At 38.4% G+C, this 19,365-nt stretch carries 22 protein-coding genes and 1 pseudogene; all 23 read left to right on the top strand.

Going from position 1 to position 19,365, the window contains the following annotated elements:
• Window positions 1–48 precede the first annotated feature (48 nt).
• The 23 genes and pseudogenes from rpoB to rplR all read left to right on the top strand — a co-directional run bounded on the left by rpoB (window position 49) and on the right by rplR (window position 19,351).
• Window positions 49–3,693 (top strand): DNA-directed RNA polymerase subunit beta, encoded by a 3,645-nt coding sequence (gene rpoB / locus FKM95_RS00830; RefSeq protein WP_226338821.1) that lies wholly within the window; start codon window positions 49–51, stop codon window positions 3,691–3,693.
• A 2-nt stretch (window positions 3,694–3,695) separates the two neighbouring features.
• Window positions 3,696–7,745: pseudogene (gene rpoC / locus FKM95_RS00825) on the top strand (DNA-directed RNA polymerase subunit beta'); the annotation flags it as partial.
• A gap of 17 nt (window positions 7,746–7,762) precedes the next feature.
• Window positions 7,763–8,137, top strand: a complete 375-nt coding sequence (gene rpsL / locus FKM95_RS00820; RefSeq protein ID WP_159128947.1) for a 30S ribosomal protein S12 — start codon at window positions 7,763–7,765, stop codon at window positions 8,135–8,137.
• 16 nt (window positions 8,138–8,153) lie between these two features.
• Complete coding sequence (rpsG, locus tag FKM95_RS00815) at window positions 8,154–8,621, top strand: 30S ribosomal protein S7 (RefSeq protein WP_159128946.1); 468 nt, start codon at window positions 8,154–8,156, stop codon at window positions 8,619–8,621.
• Window positions 8,622–8,630: 9 nt separating this feature from the next.
• Complete coding sequence (gene fusA / locus FKM95_RS00810; protein ID WP_159128945.1) at window positions 8,631–10,745, top strand: elongation factor G; 2,115 nt, start codon at window positions 8,631–8,633, stop codon at window positions 10,743–10,745.
• 19 nt (window positions 10,746–10,764) lie between these two features.
• Window positions 10,765–11,955: an elongation factor Tu gene (tuf, locus tag FKM95_RS00805; protein ID WP_159128944.1), complete on the top strand. Its 1,191-nt coding sequence runs from the start codon at window positions 10,765–10,767 to the stop codon at window positions 11,953–11,955.
• Complete coding sequence (gene rpsJ / locus FKM95_RS00800; RefSeq protein WP_159128943.1) at window positions 11,956–12,276, top strand: 30S ribosomal protein S10; 321 nt, start codon at window positions 11,956–11,958, stop codon at window positions 12,274–12,276.
• A gap of 13 nt (window positions 12,277–12,289) precedes the next feature.
• Complete coding sequence (rplC, locus tag FKM95_RS00795) at window positions 12,290–12,913, top strand: 50S ribosomal protein L3 (RefSeq protein ID WP_159128942.1); 624 nt, start codon at window positions 12,290–12,292, stop codon at window positions 12,911–12,913.
• The gene (gene rplD / locus FKM95_RS00790; RefSeq protein ID WP_159128941.1) at window positions 12,913–13,542 is read left to right on the top strand and encodes a 50S ribosomal protein L4; all 630 of its coding nucleotides are present in this window, start codon (window positions 12,913–12,915) and stop codon (window positions 13,540–13,542) included. Before rplC ends, rplD begins: the two co-directional genes overlap by 1 nt.
• Window positions 13,542–13,838, top strand: a complete 297-nt coding sequence (locus FKM95_RS00785; protein ID WP_159128940.1) for a hypothetical protein — start codon at window positions 13,542–13,544, stop codon at window positions 13,836–13,838. Before rplD ends, FKM95_RS00785 begins: the two co-directional genes overlap by 1 nt.
• Window positions 13,832–14,587 carry a 50S ribosomal protein L2 gene (rplB, locus tag FKM95_RS00780; protein ID WP_159128939.1) on the top strand — a complete coding sequence of 252 codons (756 nt, stop codon included), beginning with the start codon at window positions 13,832–13,834 and terminating at the stop codon, window positions 14,585–14,587. The genes FKM95_RS00785 and rplB overlap by 7 nt, the downstream gene beginning before the upstream one ends.
• 1 nt (window position 14,588) lies before the next feature.
• Window positions 14,589–14,891, top strand: coding sequence for a 30S ribosomal protein S19 (gene rpsS, locus FKM95_RS00775; RefSeq protein WP_159128938.1), 303 nt, complete (start codon window positions 14,589–14,591; stop codon window positions 14,889–14,891).
• A gap of 39 nt (window positions 14,892–14,930) precedes the next feature.
• Entirely contained in the window at window positions 14,931–15,269 is a 339-nt protein-coding gene (locus FKM95_RS00770) for an uL22m family ribosomal protein (protein WP_159128937.1), read from the top strand.
• A 6-nt stretch (window positions 15,270–15,275) separates the two neighbouring features.
• Window positions 15,276–15,923: a 30S ribosomal protein S3 gene (gene rpsC / locus FKM95_RS00765; RefSeq protein ID WP_159128936.1), complete on the top strand. Its 648-nt coding sequence runs from the start codon at window positions 15,276–15,278 to the stop codon at window positions 15,921–15,923.
• On the top strand, window positions 15,910–16,317 hold the full coding sequence (gene rplP / locus FKM95_RS00760) for a 50S ribosomal protein L16 (RefSeq protein WP_159128935.1): 408 nt from the start codon (window positions 15,910–15,912) through the stop codon (window positions 16,315–16,317). The genes rpsC and rplP overlap by 14 nt, the downstream gene beginning before the upstream one ends.
• Window positions 16,318–16,545 (top strand): hypothetical protein, encoded by a 228-nt coding sequence (locus FKM95_RS00755; RefSeq protein ID WP_159128934.1) that lies wholly within the window; start codon window positions 16,318–16,320, stop codon window positions 16,543–16,545.
• Window positions 16,530–16,766 carry a 30S ribosomal protein S17 gene (rpsQ, locus tag FKM95_RS00750; protein ID WP_159128933.1) on the top strand — a complete coding sequence of 79 codons (237 nt, stop codon included), beginning with the start codon at window positions 16,530–16,532 and terminating at the stop codon, window positions 16,764–16,766. Before FKM95_RS00755 ends, rpsQ begins: the two co-directional genes overlap by 16 nt.
• 9 nt (window positions 16,767–16,775) lie before the next feature.
• Window positions 16,776–17,144, top strand: coding sequence for a 50S ribosomal protein L14 (rplN, locus tag FKM95_RS00745; protein WP_159128932.1), 369 nt, complete (start codon window positions 16,776–16,778; stop codon window positions 17,142–17,144).
• 47 nt (window positions 17,145–17,191) lie between these two features.
• On the top strand, window positions 17,192–17,752 hold the full coding sequence (gene rplE / locus FKM95_RS00740; protein WP_159128954.1) for a 50S ribosomal protein L5: 561 nt from the start codon (window positions 17,192–17,194) through the stop codon (window positions 17,750–17,752).
• On the top strand, window positions 17,745–18,050 hold the full coding sequence (rpsN, locus tag FKM95_RS00735) for a 30S ribosomal protein S14 (RefSeq protein WP_159128931.1): 306 nt from the start codon (window positions 17,745–17,747) through the stop codon (window positions 18,048–18,050). The genes rplE and rpsN overlap by 8 nt, the downstream gene beginning before the upstream one ends.
• A gap of 5 nt (window positions 18,051–18,055) precedes the next feature.
• A complete protein-coding gene (gene rpsH, locus FKM95_RS00730) occupies window positions 18,056–18,451 on the top strand; it encodes a 30S ribosomal protein S8 (protein ID WP_159128930.1) in 396 nt (131 codons plus the stop codon).
• 4 nt (window positions 18,452–18,455) lie between these two features.
• The gene (gene rplF / locus FKM95_RS00725) at window positions 18,456–18,992 is read left to right on the top strand and encodes a 50S ribosomal protein L6 (protein ID WP_159128929.1); all 537 of its coding nucleotides are present in this window, start codon (window positions 18,456–18,458) and stop codon (window positions 18,990–18,992) included.
• Window positions 18,989–19,351 (top strand): 50S ribosomal protein L18, encoded by a 363-nt coding sequence (gene rplR / locus FKM95_RS00720; protein WP_159128928.1) that lies wholly within the window; start codon window positions 18,989–18,991, stop codon window positions 19,349–19,351. The genes rplF and rplR overlap by 4 nt, the downstream gene beginning before the upstream one ends.
• Window positions 19,352–19,365 lie beyond the last annotated feature (14 nt).

Below are 19,365 nucleotides of genomic sequence, written 5' to 3'. Positions count from 1 at the left end.
AATGGAGTTGTATGCGAGAACAAAGGTTGGAATGAATATCCGTTAGCTATTGGAGAATTTCCACTAATGACACAAAGTAGCACGTTCTTGATTAACGGGGTGGACAGAGTCGTAGTTTCACAGTTGCATAGGTCACCTGGTTTATATATTGAACGAAAGAAGCAAGGTTTATTCCAAGAACAAGATCCTAACGTAGCAGTAAAAGTTATTCCGCTTTATGGAGTCTGGATTCAGTTAGAACTAAATCGAAGTAACATCCTGTATTTAAGTTTTGATAAAGGAAAAAAGCTACCAGCAACAACGTTACTTAAAAGCTTCGGTGTTCTTCATTCTAAAATCATTCCAGGTTTTGTTGAGCGTTTAGTTAAGTTGGAACGTTTGGGAGTTGTAATCGGTTTACCTTTAATTGAACTGAAAGGGGAGCCAATTCCTTTTAGTATCTATGAAAATAGCAAGATCATTATTAAAACCCACACCATAATATGTAACAACCAAATAAAAAGCCTAGTCAGTAGGAACATTAAGGAAACGTTAGTCAATGATTCAGTATTCTCCAGTTTAGAGTATCTACTGATTCTAAAACCTAAAGGCTCCTGTATTCCATCCAGAAAGATTAGCGAGTTGCTTTTGAATAAGCTCAGAAAGTTTGGTATTGCTAAGTTAATAATACATTGTCCATTCAGAACCAAAGCATACATTAAATATTTAAAAGAGACTCTCAAAGCAGATAAATCAATAGATGTTTATGATGCTCAAGTACAACTATACAGAGCAATTAACCCCGGAGAACCCATATTTCCAGACTTAGTGAAAGAAGCTTTTAAAAAGACACTAACAGATGAACGTACGTACCATATATCAAATATCGGTCGCTTAGCTTTTAATCTGCGAGCTTTTTCTTTCCCCCAAACAAAAGTAGCTAGATCAGGCCTCCTATCAGTCAAAGACTTTATTCAAGCATTTAAATACCTAATGCTCGTTAAGAATAATTCAGTTGAAGGCGATGATGTAGATCATTTGGGTAATAGGAGGATACGCTGTGTAGGTGAAATATTAGAGAGTTTGTTCAGGAATAACTTCTTAGCGGTTGAACAAGCAATCAAAAACATTATAGATAACTGCAAGAACAATAGTGACCTTTCCTTTGCTAACATAAACTACAGACCAATATGCAAAGCTTTCAATGATTTCTTTGCTTCGTCTCACTTATCCCAGCTTTTGGACCAAATTAACCCTTTGTCCGAAGTCACTCATAAAAGACGTCTGACTTCTATAGGCATAAGCGGAATAACTAAAGAACATGCAGGGTTTGAGGTTAGAGACGTACATCCAACCTATTATGGCAAAGTTTGTCCGGTTGAAACCCCAGAGGGCCAGAACATAGGCTTAATAAGTTCTCTAGCTGTCCATGCCCAAGTGAACGAACATGGGTTTTTGCAAGCTCCGTATCGAAGGGTAACGTCTGAAAGAATAAGTAAAAGTGTTCAATTCCTAACAGCTTCTGAAGAAGAGAGTTTCACAATAACTTCTTTGGATCAAAGAAACCATAGCAAAGTATTAGCCAGAAGAACACAGGGCATAACTCTAGCTAAGCTTGCTGACGTTCAGTATATAGATGCTAGTTCGCTACAAACAGTATCAGTTGCCACTTCATTGATTCCTTTTTTAGAGCACGACGACGCAAACAGAGCACTAATGGGTTCTAACATGCAACGCCAAGCAGTTCCTTGTATTCTCCCCAGAAGTCCATTGATTGGCACTGGAACGGAGAAACCTGTAGCCATTGACGCAAAAGCCTGTGTTGTTGCTAAAGAAGCTGGTGTGATAGCCTTTGCGGATTCAACTAGAATTATTATCAGGTCTTTACCAACCATAAACTCTGAAAGCAGCCACATTGAGATACATACGCTGGTCAAGGCTGAGAGAACAAATCAGAACACCTACACTAGTTTTAGACCTACAGCTATCTATGGTTTCAAAGTAGCTAAAGGTGAAGTTATTGCAGATGGTACCTCAACATGCAAAGGTGAGCTGGCCTTGGGTAAGAATATATTAGTAGCTTTTATGGTTTGGAAAGGCTATAACTTCGAAGATTCAGTTATAGTGTCAGAAACCTTGGTTGGTAAAGACATATTTACTTCGGTTCATCTTGAAGAATTCGCAGTCACCGTAAAAGCCACAAAGTTTGGAAAAGAAAGAACCACCAATGCAATACCTGGGTTTTCAGATTCACTGTTGAATAAGTTGGACAATGAAGGCATAATACGAGCTGGTTCTCAAGTTGAAGCTGGAGATATTCTGGTTGGTAAAGTGATTCCTAAAGAAACAGCAATTCTAACAGCTGAAGAAAAGCTTATGAATGCCATTTTTAGTGAGAAAGCACCTGAGGTTAGAGACATTTCTCTTCGTGTTCCTCCAAGTGTTCAAGGTACTGTTATAAGCACTCAAACCTTCAAAGCAAAGACTACAACTAACCACAACAGCAAACATCATAGTATGTTCAATGGCAAGCTGAGAGACAAAATACATACCATTGAACAAGACAGCTTTTCATATATTGGGAGGCTTCTCATTAACTGTAGTTGCAGTCTAAAGGTAGAAATACTCCAAGCCATAGACCCGTACGTATGGTTAACAATGGAGACCAACAACAGTTTGTGCCACATAACATTCAAAGAAAAGCGCTCAATCATGGAACATGCTAGAACGGACCTGTATTTGGTTCTGAGAAGAAAGACTGAGAAAGCGTCAGGTGTTTATGCTCTTTCACCTGGGGTTATAAAAGTTGTAAAAGTATTACTTGCGACGAAACGTACGCTCCAACCTGGAGACAAGATGGCAGGGAGGCATGGAAATAAAGGTGTGGTTTCTAAAGTTGTTCCAGTAAGAGATATGCCATACACAAAAGATGGTCGTGCTGTTGATATAATTCTTAATCCTCTAGGAGTGCCTTCTAGGATGAACGTTGGACAAGTGTTTGAAACTCACTTAGGCCTAACATCTAAATCCACAGGAACGCGCATCAACTTAGTCTTGAAGAAAAGCTCTATTAAAATGCCTTCTGCACTTAGAGATGTTCTATATCATATCTTTAACTCAGCTAAAGAATGTAAGAATATTAGTAACTTAGTAGCCAGTGACATTTTGAGAACTGCGAAGCTTTTGACAAATGGCATTCCTTGTGACACTCCAATATTTAACGGAACCAACGAAGAAGACATTCAGCGTACTTCAGAAACCGCTTTTCCATTGAAAACAGCCTACATGTTAGACACCACACAAGCTAAGAACCAACTGTTCCTAATTGATGGAGTAACAGGGAAGCGGTTCAAATATCCAGCAACCGTTGGGACCATGTATTACTTTAAGCTTCATCATCTAGCCGAAGACAAAATGCATGCTAGGTCTACTGGCACATATTCTATAATAACTCAACAACCATTAGGTGGAAAGGCCCAGTTCGGAGGTCAAAGGTTTGGAGAGATGGAAGTTTGGGCACTGGAAGCCTATGGAGCAGCTTATACTTTGCATGAGATGTTAACCATTAAATCTGATGACATTTGGGGTAGAATTAAAATGTATGAGAACATCATTAAGGACAGCTTCATCTTAAGAACTAGTGTTCCTGAGTCTTTTAACGTTTTGCTAAGGGAAATTAGATCACTTGGTGTTCTGTTGGATGTTGGAGATTAACCATGAATAGCATTGAACAATTCCTTTTAAAATCACTATATCAAGTCGAGAATGATAAAACGTTTGAATCCGTTAGAATCAGTCTAGCGTCTCCTAGCAAAATAAGAGCATGGTCATTTGGAGAAGTTAAAACGTCTGACACCATCAACTATCGTACCCTGAAGCCTGAATATGAAGGTCTGTTTTGTTGTAAGGTCTTTGGTCCCATTAAAAGCTACGAATGTATGTGTGGTAGGTATCGCTATTTTAAATACAGAGGAATAATATGTGAGAAGTGTGGGGTTGAAGTAACTCTATCAAAAACTCGAAGAGAAAGGTTAGGACATATAGAACTTGTTGTTCCTGTTTTCCATATGTGGTTCCTAAAGTCATCTCCTTCTAACCTAAGTTCTATTCTTAACGTAACAGCAAATGATGCTGAGAAAGTAATATATTTGAACGCTTACATTGTCACTGAGCCTGGCAGTAGTTCTTTGAAGTTAGGCTCAGTCATTTCAGAAGAAGAATTTCAATACAGAACAAAGCTTCATAGTGGTTTCTTTAAAGCTGAAACTGGTCCTGAAGGTGTTAAGAAATTACTACGATTAATAGATATAGAATCAGAAATGAGTAATATTAGAGAAGCCATTGCAAGTGAAACCCATCACCAACAGTTTAAAACGAAACCTATGTTGAGCCGCTTGAGAACCTTAGCGGCATTTAAAAAGCTAAACGTTAAACCTGAATGGATGGTTCTTAGTGTTCTCCCAATTCTGCCACCTGACCTCAGACCAATTATACCTCTGGATGGAAACAAGCTTGTAACTTCTGACCTGAATGAGTTATACAAAAAGGTAATAAACAGAAACAACCGCCTGCGGAAGTTAATAGAGTTAAAAGCTCCTGAAATAATGCTAAAGAATGAGAAACGTATACTTCAGGAATCGGTTGATGCTTTAATTGATAACAACAGGAAAAGCAACCCAACACTTGGCACGAACAAGAAGCCTTTAAAATCTTTGTCTGAATTACTGAGAGGAAAAGCTGGTCGGTTTCGTCAGAATCTATTAGGTAAGCGTGTTGATTATTCTGGCCGTTCAGTAATAACAGTAGAACCTAACCTTAAAATGCGCCAATGTGGAATACCAAAAGCAATGGCCGTAGAGTTGTTCAAACCATTTATCTTCGGGGTTCTGGGAAGGCTCGGGCTAACAGCAAATGTCAAAGCTGCAAGGAAGGAAGTTGACAACAGGACCTTAGCAACTTGGAAAGCATTGGATGAAGCAACCCGGGGTCGTTATGTTCTCCTGAATCGAGCACCAACCCTACATCGATTTAGTATTCAAGCACTCGAACCAGTTTTAGTAGAAGGTCATGCAATTCAACTTAACCCACTCGTATGCTCTGCTTTTAATGCAGACTTCGATGGAGATCAGATGGCAGTTCATGTGCCGTTATCACTGGAATCTCAATTGGAAGCTAAACATCTCATCACTCCAGTCAACAATCTTACATCAGTATCAAATGGACGTCCTATAATACTACCTGCTCAAGATATGGTTTTAGGCTTATACGTATGTTCAATGCTACTTAAGAATGTTTCTAGAAAAGAAATGCCTCTTTCCGATGTCAACGAAGCTATATATGTTCAAGCTAAAGATATTATGGGACTAGGCTGCTACATTAGAATTAGAATTAGGGAAACCATAAAACACAGAGGACTTCTCGAAAGCTTCTTTAAAGCTTGGTCCACAACAGTCGGTAGATCCATACTCTCCAAACTTCTACCTGCAAACATTTTGTTCGATAGGCTAAACAGGACTTTAAGAACGAAAGAAGTAGCAGGCATTGTTCAAACGGCTATCCGCAGGAGCTTTAAACAGACCACCATTAACTTTATTGAACAGCTGATGCAATGTGGTTTTAACATAGCAACCATATCTGGCATATCAATTAGCATTGAGGACATGCTTACACCAAAAGAGAAAGATGGGATAACGTTAAGCGCTTGGGGTGCGGTTGAAGTCCAGGAATCGCAATACAATAACAGACTAACAACTCAACTAGAACGCTATAATAGCCTAATGGAAATATGGTCCAAAGCTTCAGAATATGTAAAGAACTCATTGATGGTTGAGCTATCTAAAACAAACAAACCAAACCCAATATACGCCATGGTTAACTCAGGTTCTAGAGGCTCAACAGATCAAATAAAACAAATAACAGGAATGAGAGGATTAATGGTAAAACCAGACGGTTCAATCCTTGAAACTCCAATTACTGCAAACTTTCGAGAAGGGTTAACCACATTACAGTACTTCATATCTACACACGGTGCCAGAAAAGGATTAACCGACACAGCGCTTAAAACAGCTAACTCAGGCTATTTAACACGCAGGCTAGTTGATGTAGCTCAGAAGATTGTAGTTACAGAATGGGATTGCGGTTCGAACACTGGTATCAATGCTCTGAACACCTTAAAGAACAAACATGAGTTAGGTTTTGTATCAAAATGGTCTCTTGGTAGGTTCTGCTCTTCTGGAATTAAGACAACAACCGGAGAAGTAATATGCGATGCTGGAACTCTTATTGAGCAGGCTACGTTAGAAACCTTAATGGAACCCAACATTGAAACATTCCACATTCGCTCTCCACTAACTTGTAATACAAGGAATGGTCTGTGTGCTATGTGCTATGGATGTGATGTAAGCTCTGGAATTCCTATTAGTGTTGGGGAGGCAGTAGGGGTTGTTGCTGCTCAATCTATAGGCGAACCTGGCACTCAGCTGACAATGCGAACTTTTCATGTTGGGGGGATGGCTTCATATGAAACTTGGTCGAACGTTAAAGCTGAAAGCAAAGGTGTTATATATCTGCATTGTTCGCTTAGACTAGCGTCGAATAGATCTCAGGAAAGGTTGGCTATATCTAAGACAGGTAAGCTGATAATTCTAACCAGAAACAAGGAAGTGCAACGTAATTTCTATGTTCCGTATGGTTCTGTGGTATTTTTCAAAGAGCTCGAATATGTGGATCGAAAGGACGTTATATACACATGGGATCAATTTAATAAACCACTCATTGCAGAGTTCGATGGTTTGGTTAAGCTTAGATATTTTGTGGATAATGAAGCAGTTCAGACCCAAACCACTAAGACTCGAAAGACAAAGCCTATATATATAATAAAGAATACAAAGGGACCAAAAAGACCTTCACTTGAAATACTCAATCCAAACGGTTATTCAAGGAAGCTATTATTGTTACCAGGGACCATTGTTATATCGGAGGACGAACAATATGTAGCGGCTGGACAGGTTGTAGCTTATGTTCCATTTAACGCTAAAAAGAACAGAGACATAACAGGTGGCTTGATGCGTATTACTGACACTTTTGAAACAAGAGTACAAAAGGACACAAAAGTGCTTACTACGGTTCCAGGGTTTGTTTCCGTTAAAGCTGATTCAACTGTTGTCCTAAAGGCCGTCATTACCAATATTAACACTAATAACACAAAAGCTGAAATATTATCATTCAACTCTGAGAATCGAATTACAGTTCAAGATGGACAGTATGTTAAAAAAGGTGATTCATTGACTGATGGCTCAATAAACCCCTTTGTAGTTTTAAAAGCCCTTGGGTCTGAAGTATTGCTGGTCTCCATTTCTGCTGAAATACAAAGCATATATCAAACACAAGGAGTGAACATAAACAGCAAACACATAGAGGTCATTGTAAAACAAATGCTAAGGTTTGTTAGGGTTATCTCCAAAGGCTGTTCTTCATTCTATATTGGTGAACAGGTTGAAAGATCAAGAATAGTTCAAGGAAACAAAGAACTATTGAGCATCGGACACAATATAATAAACTATGAATACGTTCTTCAAGGAATAACTAAGTCTTCTTTATCTACAGAGTCTTTTATATCCGCTGCTTCTTTTCAAGAGACTACAAGAGTATTAGCCAAAGCAGCAAGTATTGGAGAACAAGATTACTTATTAGGTCTTAAAGAAAATGTTATAGTAGGTAGGTTGGTGCCAGCTGGAACAGGTTATATCTATCATAAATACAAAAAGGAAACCCACTAACGAATATGCCAACGATAAACCAATTAGTCAGAAACGGTAGAAGCTCGTATAAGAAAAAAAGCAAAAGTCCAGCATTACAAGGTTCGCCACAGAAAAGAGGTGTGTGTACTAAAGTGTATACCACTACGCCCAAAAAGCCAAACTCTGCTTTAAGAAAGGTCGCAAAAGTAAAGCTTGTTAATGGTCCTGAAGTAATATCTTATATCGGTGGAGAAGGACATAATCTCCAAGAGCATTCAATGGTTTTAATTAGAGGTGGACGTGTTAAAGATTTACCAGGAGTTCGTTATCATATAATTAGAGGAAACTTAGATTCAAAGGGCGTTAAAGATAGGAAAAGGTCACGTTCTAAATATGGGACAAAGAAGAATAATCCTTAACCATAACTAAACCCACATGCCTAGAAAAAAGAAAACCTATAAAGCTCAACCCTGCACAGATTTTAAATATAGATGCTTAGAAATATCAAAACTCATAAACGTGATAATGAAGTCTGGAAAGAAACCGAAAGCAGAGAACATAGTTTATTCAACCTTGAGTATGTTACATCCTAGACAGGAGAAGTCTTTAGAGCTCTTTCTTCAAGCTTTAGAAAACATTAAACCATTAGTTGAAGTTAAAAGTAAAAGAGTTGGAGGGGCTAACTATCGTATTCCAGTAGAAGTCAAACACACCAGAAGAACAACTTTAGCCTTACGATGGATTAAGGCAGCAGCAACCATTCGGAGTGAAAAAACAATGAGCTTAAAACTATACAAGGAACTAATGGATGCGCTAAACAAAAAAGGTACTGCTATAAAATACCGAGATGAAATGCATAAGTTAGCAGAAGTCAACAAGGCTTTCAGTCATTTTAAGACCTAGCTATATTAGATGTCTAGAAATACACCAATCACGCATTGTAGAAATATAGGCATCAGCGCACATATTGATGCTGGTAAAACCACTACTACTGAACGGATTTTATATTATACAGGTGTTAACCATAAGCTCGGAGAAGTACACGAAGGCACTGCCACTATGGACTGGATGGAACAAGAGCAAGAGCGAGGCATAACTATTACCTCTGCGGCCACTACCACTTTCTGGTCTGGCATGACAGACTGTAAAGAACTGCACCGTATTAACATCATTGATACTCCAGGCCACGTAGATTTCACTATCGAAGTTGAACGCTCAATGCGAGTGCTTGATGGTGTGTGTATGGTTTATTGTGGAGTAGGTGGAGTTCAGCCTCAATCTGAGACAGTATGGCGTCAAGCTGTAAAACATAAGGTGCCTCGAATATGCTTTGTTAACAAGATGGATAGACAGGGAGCAAGCTTTAACAACGTATACCAACAGCTTAAATCAAAGCTAAATGCCAATCCAGTTCCAATCTCACTTCCATTGTACAGCGAAGGTCAATTCATAGGCTTAATAGACTTAATACAAATGAAGTCAGTCGTTTGGGATGAAGCTTCAAAAGGCGTAAGGTTCGAATACAAAGAAATACCAGAAATGTCTCGAATGAATGCTGAAGAGTGGCGTAAGAAACTGATAGAATCAATAGCAGAATACGATGAAAGCTTTTTAGAAAAGTATTTATATAGTGATACACACAGCAATAGCATAAACAATGAAGATATTATATCCTTATTAAGAAAACAAACCATCAGTGGGTTGTCTCAACCAATGTTATGCGGAAGTGCTTTTAAAAACAAAGGAATCCAAATGCTACTAGATGCAGTTATTGATTTCTTACCGTCACCTTTAGAGATTCCTCCAATTACAGGAGAGTCAACTATTGGTAAAAGAATGGTTAGCAGGACAGCATCAGATGATGAAGGCTTCTTAGCCATTGTATTTAAAATAATGTCTGATCCTTTTGTTGGTTTGTTAGCTTTCGTGAGAGTGTATTCTGGTAGAGTTAGGACAGGAGATTCTGTGTTAAACGCTTCCAAGAACAAAAAAGAAAGAATCGGTAGAATACTTCAAATGCATGCTAATTCCAGAGAAGACATATGCGAGGTTAGACCTGGTGATATTGCAGCTGTAGTTGGGTTAAAGTCTGTTTCCACTGGCGACACGCTCAGTGATATAAACAACCCTATAGTCTTAGAGCAAATAGCTGTTCCAACACCAGTAATATCACAAGCAATAGAACCCAACACAAAAAGCGACCAGGAGAAACTAGGAACCACATTAAGTCGCTTAACACTAGAAGATCCATCCTTCAAAGCCTATACCGAGAAAGAGTCAGGTCAAACAATAATAGCAGGTATGGGTGAACTTCACTTGGAGATTTTAGTTGAACGTATGAAACGTGAGTTTGGATTGAATGTTAAAGTAGGAAAACCTCAAGTCTCATACAAAGAAACAATTAAAAACAAAAGTGGTAAAGTCGAAGGTAAATATATTAAGCAGTCAGGAGGTAGAGGTCAGTATGGACATGTGGTAATCATTGTCGAACCGAATAAGAACAAAGGCTATGAATTCCAAGATCAAATTAAAGGCGGAGTTATACCTAAAGAATACATATCATCAGTCAGTAAAGGAATCCAAGACACACTAAGAGCTGGAGTCGTTTCTGGTTATCAAGTCATAGACGTAAAAGCTTCTCTTGTGTTTGGTTCTTACCATGAAGTTGATTCAAGTGAACATGCATTTAGGTTGGCAGGAGCCATTGCTTGTAAAAAAGCTTTACTTAGTTGTAACCCAGTTCTACTAGAACCAATAATGATGGTAGATATCGAAACTCCTGATGAATACCTTGGAAATATTGTAGGGGACATATTGGCTCGAAGAGGAATAGTTCAGTCTGCTAGTGAAACCAGCTATAATATAAAAGTAGTTAAGTCTGAAGTTCCATTGTCCTCAATGTTTGGCTATTCGACTTCCTTAAGATCAATGTCCCAAGGACGAGCAACATATTCAATGAAGTTTAAATGTTACAATGAAGTGAAAGAAGATATGATTGAGAGGCTTAAACTTAAAACCCTTTATTAAACCTTAACTTTTAAAAAACATGGCTAAACCAAAGTTCGAAAGGAAGAAAGTGCATATTAACGTTGGTACTATTGGTCACGTAGATCATGGAAAGACTACACTTACAGCTGCAATAACAAACGTTTTGTCCTCCAAGTTCGGTGGAGAAGTAAAGAGATACGAAGATATAGACGCAGCACCTGAAGAGCGGGCCAGGGGAATTACTATAAATACAGCACATATTGAATATGAAACTAAACACAGACACTATGCGCACGTTGACTGTCCAGGCCACGCGGATTATATAAAGAATATGATCACTGGAGCTGCACAAATGGATGGAGCGGTTCTTGTCTGTTCTGCTGTTGATGGACCTATGCCTCAAACAAGAGAACATGTCCTTTTAGCTAGACAAGTAGGAGTGCCTCACATCATTGTATATTTAAACAAATGTGATACTGTTACTGATGAAGAGCTATTGGAATTAGTGGAAATGGAAGTTAGAGAGTTATTGTCAAAATACGGGTTTCCAGGCGAATCAGTTCCCATAATCAGAGGCTCTGCTAAGTTAGCTTTGGATGGAGACAAAGGTGAATTAGGAGAAGGTTCCATACTGAAGCTTGCTGAAGCATTGGATAATTATATTCCAGAACCTAAAAGACCAATTGATAAACCATTCCTAATGCCAGTAGAAGATGTATTTTCTATATCTGGTCGAGGCACGGTTGTGACTGGTAGAGTGGAAAGAGGCACAGTTAAACCTGGAGAAGAAGTAGAAATAGTTGGTCTAAGAAGCACGATAAAAACTATTTGTACTGGAGTTGAGATGTTTCGAAAGCTTTTAGACCTAGGCCAAGCAGGGGATAATGTTGGTATCTTACTCAGAGGCGTTAAACGCGAAGATGTAGAACGAGGACAGGTGTTATCTAAACCAGGAACAATAACTCCCCACATTAGCTTTTCAGCTGAAGTGTATATTTTAAATAAAGGAGAAGGGGGGAGACACACACCGTTTTATAGCAACTACAAACCTCAGTTTTACTTTCGGACCACTGATGTCACTGGAACTATAGAGCTTCCAGAAGGAGTTGAGATGGTAATGCCAGGCGATAACGTCCACATAATCGTTACTCTTATTGCCCCTATTGCTATGGAAGAAGGTCTACGTTTTGCAGTTAGAGAAGGAGGTAAGACTATTGGGGCAGGTTTAGTCACAAAAGTCATAAAGTAAATGAATATTGGAACGACTCCTAGTAATATTAGAATAAAGGTTAAATCATTTAATCGGAGTCTTATAGGTAAATATATAAAACAAGTTGTTAATATGGTCGTAAAGACTGGCTCACAGTTAAGCGGTCCGATTCCACTACCTAGAAAAATACAAAAGATTACTGTTCTTAGGTCTCCGCATATCGACAAAAAAGCAAGAGACCAACTAGAAATCCGAACCCACAAGAGACTACTTTTGATAACACAGCCAACCATTAACACTGTTGAGTTTTTGATGAGAATGGTCATCCCAGCTGAAATACACATTAGCGTTAAACTTTAACCTTGGCAAACCTATGGAAGCTCTGTATTTACCCTGCGTTAAGTTAGGTATGACCCGTATATATAAAAAGGACGGCGAAGTAATTCCAGCTTCAATATTAAACACTTCAGGTAACTTTCTATCTCAGAGAAACCCAACTGAACAGAAGGTTCACCTCATATTCTCTGAAAGAACAAAGCCTAGAATGAATAGAGCTCAGTTAGGACAATACCTAAAATACAACTGTTGTTTAGGAAATACCTTAAAAGTATCTAAAGCACTCAAAGAGCTATGTAAGGACTTGTTTAACAATGAAGGTTTCCCACTGAGCAAAGCTTTGTACGTTGGCAGAAAGATAAATGTTAAAGGACGCTGCATTGGAAAAGGCTTTGCTGGAACAATTAAACGATATAACTTCAATTCTGGTAGAGCAACACATGGAAACTCTAAATCACATAATGTCCCTGGTTCTACAGGAATGAACCAAAGTCCAGGTAAAGTATTTAAAAGAAAAAAGATGCCAGGTCATTTGGGTACAAACTTAGTTACCGTTAAAAACTTAGAGATCTGTTATGTATCTAGAACACTAGGTTTTGTTCTAGTGAAGGGTGCCGTTCCAGGTTTCAAAGGCAGCAGGCTTTCAATGAGGTTGGTGTGATGAGGTTAAATATATTAGTCTTTGATTGTGGGTTAAACTATGCTGGTTCTGTAATCTTAAGTGATTCTATATTTTTATTAAAGCCAAACAAACCTTTAATACACCAAGTTGTTACCTCCTATCGCTCTAACTCAAGGATAGCACAAAGCGTTCAGAAAAACAGAGCCAGTGTGAAACACAGCACCAGGAAGCCTTGGGTCCAAAAAGGTTCAGGACGAGCGAGGGCAGGCATGTCTTCTAGTCCTATATGGAGAGGTGGAGGTAGAGCTTTTCCAAGTTCCTTGTATAAAAACTATTCAGTTAAGATTAACAAGAAAGTATACAAGAAAGCGCTACAATACATACTCTCTGAGTTCGTGACAAAAGATAAGCTCTACGTTGTAAATGAAGTTCTAGCTCTTTCAACTAAAGCTGGGCTATTCCTAAACTCGAATAAACATCTACAAAAGACTCCATCATTAGTCGTTGTTGAAAAGTCAGAAATGTGTGTTGAGTTGTTTTTAGCCCTTCGGAATGTCAGAGGAATATCAACTATGACGTATGCTGAAGTTAACCCATACAACCTGCTTCTGTTCAACAATGCCTTCTTCACTCTAAAAGGCATCCTCAAGCTTCAGGAATCTCTTTGATGAAAACTCCCACCCAATACACAATAATAAAGAACCGAAAGCTTACGAATAAATTAAACAGCAGTTACTTTGTACTTGATGTTAGCAAAAAAGCAACCAACCATAAACTTAAAGAAGCACTACATTTAGCACTCGATCCAATACATTTCAAAGTCAGTATCAACTCGCTTAATGTGCCAACTCACAAACGGAGACTTAAGAACAAGAACACACATCAAAAGCTCTTAAGGAAAAAGATAATGAAGAAAGCATACATTCGTTTATATAACTTCTTACCAAGAGACTATGAATGCTGATCAAGAATATTCCTTACCCAAAACTACTAAGAACGGAAAGCAAGTGTTCAGGACGTAATAACATTGGCACGATCACAGTTAGACACAGAGGCTGTGGTCACAAAAGAAGCTATAGGTCAATAGACTTCTATAGAAACAAAGACTACATTTTAGGGAAGGTAGAAAAAACTGAATACGATCCTAATAGAAGCGCTAACATATCACTAATTCTATATACAGATGGAGAAAGGCGCTACATCATTGCCCCAAACAGCTTAGCCATTGGAAGCGTCATTGTATCTGGTAGATGTGTACCTGTTCAGGTTGGTAACAGCTTGCCAATCGGTCTCATATATTCAGGAACAAACGTGCATTGTATCGAATTAACTCCAGCTAATGGCGCAAAGCTTTCTAGGTCTGCTGGCTCATACGCGACTATTCTTTCAAACACTAGCCATTACACACAGATTAGGTTAAAGTCAGGAGAAGTGAGGCTAATAAACAAAGAGTGTCGAGCAACTGTTGGTATCGTAGGTAATATTAAACACAACTTATCTAGTCTTGAAAAAGCAGGTAAGAGAAGATGGTTGGGAATAAGACCAACAGTTCGTGGTGTAGCAATGAACCCAATTGATCATCCTCATGGTGGAGGTGAAGGTAAAACAACCGCTGGACGACATCCTGTAAGTCCTTGGGGTACCCCAACTAAAGGTTTTAAAACTAGAAACAACAAGCAAACTGACAAGCTTATCATAAACAAAAGGAGGTAATATGACTCGTTCGATATCCAAGGGTCCATTCTGTTCACCTTCGCTTCTAAATAGAGTTAACCGAATCTTAAAGCTTAAGTTAAAAGAAAGGGTTAAGACCTGGTCTAGACAGTCTGTGATTATTCCTGAATTCGTTGGTTTAACTGTTCTTGTCCACAATGGTAAGCTACATATTCCTATTCAAATACTTGAAGAAATGGTTGGCCATAAGTTAGGAGAGTTTGCACCAACCCGAACATTTCACGGACATTCTAAGGAAAAGCAACCAAGGAACAAGGAGAGACATGATAGGTTGAAAAAGTAACGGAAACAATGTTCTTTAACTCCAACCCCAATAAAACAAATGAGCATGAATACAAAAGTAATATACAGGTGTATCCAAATGTCAGCACAAAAGGTTAGGTCATTAAGTAGGGAATTCAACAATGTACCAGCTTCCAAGACCACAGAGCTATTATCTTTTCACAAGAGAAAAGCTGCCTGCTTACTTAAGAGACTGATTCAATCCGCAGTTCAGGCCATAAAGTACAGCCACAATACCAACGTTACAAACCTGAAGATTAAAACTATTAGTGTTGATAAGGCTTCTTCCAGGTTAAAACCATGGCCTAGGGCAAAAGGCAGGATAAACTACCTAGAAAAGCAAAGCTGCCATGTTTCTATTATCTTTGAGATTAGCTGATGATATATGGGGCAAAAAGTTAATCCTAACATATTTAGGGTGTGTGCTAGATTTAATTGGTATTCCAGATGGTATGCGAATAGCTATACTTTTCCATCTTTTCTAAAGGAGGACATTAAGTTAAGGCGGGTCTTAAAAGATAAGTTTAGGAGAACATCTGTAGGAAGGGTCATGATTGAAAGGTTTCCTAAGAACATAAAGATAATTGTGCATAGCTCTAAGCCTGGTACTATCATTGGCAAGAAAGGTGGGGATATCGATACTTTAAAGTCCGAGGTTAAACACCTGGTGCAAGTTCCAGTAAATATATCAGTAGAAGAAATATCAAAGCCAGAGCTTGATGCTAGTCTAGTTGCTGAAGGCATAGCAGAACAGCTAGAAAAAAGAGTATCATTTAAACGAATCATTAAACGAGTTGTTAGTGGTTCCATACGTCAAGGTGCGCTAGGCATAAAAGTAATGTGTGCTGGACGTCTAGGTGGTGCTGAAATAGCGCGTAAAGAGTGGTATAAGGAAGGTAAAATACCACTTCAGACTCTGAACGCTGATATTGATTATTCAACGTCCAATGCCAAAACAACATACGGTACTATTGGTGTTAAGGTATGGATATACAAGGGTAACCTTAAGGTTTGGTCTTATGTTACAGCCTAGGAAAAGAAAGTTCCGTAAAGACAAAAAGGGTCGAAATAAAGGTATAGCTCAAAGCGGAAACAATGTTTCATTTGGTGAGTTTGGTTTGAAGTCAGTATCAAGAGGTAGAATAACTTCTAAACAAATAGAAGCAGCAAGACGGTCTATTACACATCATCTGAAGAGAGGTGGCAAAGTATTAATCCGAGTATTTCCTGATAAACCAATTACAAAAAAGCCAGCTGAAGTTAGAATGGGCAATGGCAAAGGTAATCCTGAACACTATGTATTTGTAGCACAACCCGGGAAAGTATTGTATGAAATATGCGGTACGGAACCAACTGCGGCCAGGAAAGCATTAAAACTAGCCGCTGCTAAGTTACCCCTAAAGACGATGTTTGTATGTAGGGCTTAGATGAACTGCGTTTATTCTGGAACTCTTTCCTACTGTGTACGTACGTTGAAGCAAGAACTCAATAAGCTAGTGAGTCTTCTGTTAACATCCAAAGTCAGAACCAAAGCATTTAAGACTAAACAGGTGCAAGCTCAAACAGTTGGAAGTTCGGATGTTAGGTTAAACCTATTGAACAACTTATTACGTCGTTTAACACTAAAAGGAAATACAACATGGCACATACAATAAAAGCTGTGGTTAGTTCAAGAAAGAGTAACAAAACCATTACCGTGACAGTCAACTCTAAACACAAACACAGTCTGTACAATAAATATGTTTCCAAAAAGAAAAGGCTTCAAGTGCATGACGAAAACAATATGTTTAAGGTTGGAGAGATAGTTCATATAGTGAATGTTAAGCCTATATCTAAAACTAAGTCATGGACGGCGTTGTTTGCTTTTAACAGCTGATTCAAGAATATGATACAAACAGAGTCTATATTAAACGTTACTGATAACTCAGGAGCTAAAGCGGTAGCCTGTATTAAAGTGTTGGGAGGTTCAAAGCGAAGATACGCTAACATCGGATGTATAATAAAAGTAAGTATTAAAGAAGCAGTTCCAAAGGGAAAGGTTAAAAAAGGGGAAGTCCATAGTGCGCTGATTGTTAGGACGAAAAAGGGTTTATATAGAGCTGATGGTTCAATTATTAGGTTTGATGATAATTCTGTTGTCTTGTTGAATTGCAAATATGAACCTATCGGAAGTAGAATCTTTGGGCCTGTGGCAAGAGAACTTAAAGACTTGAGCTTTGTTAAAGTAATTTCTTTAGCACAGGAGGTTCTGTAATGCTAAACCCAAAACAAGAAACCATATCGAAGTTAAGCGCTAAGAACATGAATTACAACTTCAGATATTTATCACATTACTTAGGTTCAACCACTTCTGAATTGACCAAGAGGTTTAAAACCAACTCATTTATGGAAGTGCCTAGGTTAGTTAAAGTTGTTTTAACTGTGGGGCTTGGTAAAGCTATTTCTGAAAGAATAAAGATAGAAAAGCTAGCAGAGAGCTTAGCCAATATCTCAGGACAAAAGCCTGTAGTTACAAAGGCCTCTAAGGCAATTGCCAACTTTAAGATTAAGCAAGGAGACGCAGTCGGTCTAAAAGTAACTATCAGAAATGAACGGATGTTTGACTTCTTAAATAAGCTAGTTAACATTTCATTACCAAGACTAAGAGACTTTAGAGGAATACCAACTAAGTCCTTCGATTCGTTCGGTAACTTGAACATAGGTATATTAGATCAGATGGTTTTCCCTGAATTCAATTATGCAGAAGGTAACGTAGACAGCGGAATGAACATCTGCATAGTAACGAATACCAAATCCCAAGAACGAGCAAAACACTTGTTAACCCTCTTTAACTTTCCATTTAAGGACACCGAACATGGCTAAGGCTTCTGTAATAGAAAGAGAAAAGAAACGGGCTACGCTGAGAGTAAAACATTTCGCTTATCGTAACTTGCTAAAAAACCTACTTAGGTGCTCCACAGTGAGCACATCCGAAAAGCAATGCATACGTACAAAGCTCCATAAGTTACCAAGAGACTCAAGCGATGTAAGAAGAAGAAGCCGTTGTGTTGTTACAGGTCGAGCAAGAGGCGTATTCAGGTGTTTTGGGCTTGCTCGAATGTGTATTAGAGAGCTTGCTTTTAACGGTGAAATACCCGGTCTTTCACTTTCGAGCTGGTAGCGAAGATGAACAGAGATTCCGTTGCAAGCCTTTTAACGAACATCAGGAACGCACAAGCTACAAAGAAGGTTCAGGTGGTTGTTCCATTTTCAGAAGCCGTATGTTCCATAGTAAGAGTTTTAAAAAGAGAAGGTTACATAAAAACATTCTTTGTATGTAGCTCTAGCAAGAGGTATTTAAAGCTAAACATATTGCTAAAATATATGGACGAAAAGCCTGTTATTAGTTGCATAAACCAAATATCCAAACCCGGACTGAGAATATACAATAAACACACCAATATAAAACCTCATCTGAATGGCCTTGGAATAACTATCCTCGCTACTTCCAAAGGTACAATCACTGATAAGCTGGCGAAGAAACTTAATGTAGGAGGAGAAGTGATATGTCATATTTCATAGCAATATGAAAAGCTCACGTATCGGTAGAAAACCCATACCATTAAACAATGTGCAAGTGAATGTTGGAGAACCATTTCAGGTAACCGGTCCACTCGGATCTCTTACATTAAATGTGCCTTCGGTAATAAAACTTAAACTCCACCAAACAATACTAAAGGTAATTCCATTCTTTAGCAATCAAAGAACCTCTGCAATACAAGGAACTGTTCGAGCACTAATCTCGAATATGGTTTCAGGGGTTACCGTAGGTTTTAGAAAGGTCTTAGTTTTAAACGGTGTTGGCTTTCGAGCATCAATTAGAAATAATATGTTAACCTTGTCGTTAGGGTTCTCCCATCCTATTATCTATTGTGTGAATAGGAACGTTAAACTTCATCTTATATCACCTAATGAGCTGGAAGTGTTTGGAGTGGATAAACAGCTGGTTGGACAAGTCTCAGCAGAAATAAAGAGTTTCCATCCAATCGAACCATACAAAGGCAAAGGAATAAGGTTTATTAACGAGACGGTTAATTTGAAAGAGAGGACAAAAAAGAAATGAAGCACTTAAACGTAAAGAGGCTAGTAAAAACAAAAGCTAAAAGAACAAGAGCTAAGCTTAAAAAGATAGGCTTATTTAGGTTGGTAGTATATAAAACAAATACACATCTTTATGCGTATGTCATTTCAGAAGAAGGTAATCACATAGTTACTGGTGTTTCTACTATAGCAACATTCAAATATATAGACTTCAGACTAAGAAAGAACAAGTTTGGTGCCTCATTGATAGGTAAACTAATAGCTGTAAAGTCTGTTTCCATTGGCGTTAATAAGGTTGTTTTCGATAGATCTGGGTTTCAATACCATGGCTTAATACAGAGCATGGCCGAGTCAGCAAGGTGCTATGGTCTTCAGTTTTAGACAATATACATAGA

The organism is Candidatus Tremblayella phenacoccinincola, assembly GCF_009805595.3.
In the GTDB taxonomy this organism is placed as follows: Bacteria; Pseudomonadota; Gammaproteobacteria; order Burkholderiales; family Burkholderiaceae; genus Tremblaya; species Tremblaya phenacola_D.
The sequence above is the reverse complement of the archived record's forward strand: the minus strand, read 5'-3'. Positions and strand labels throughout refer to the sequence as shown.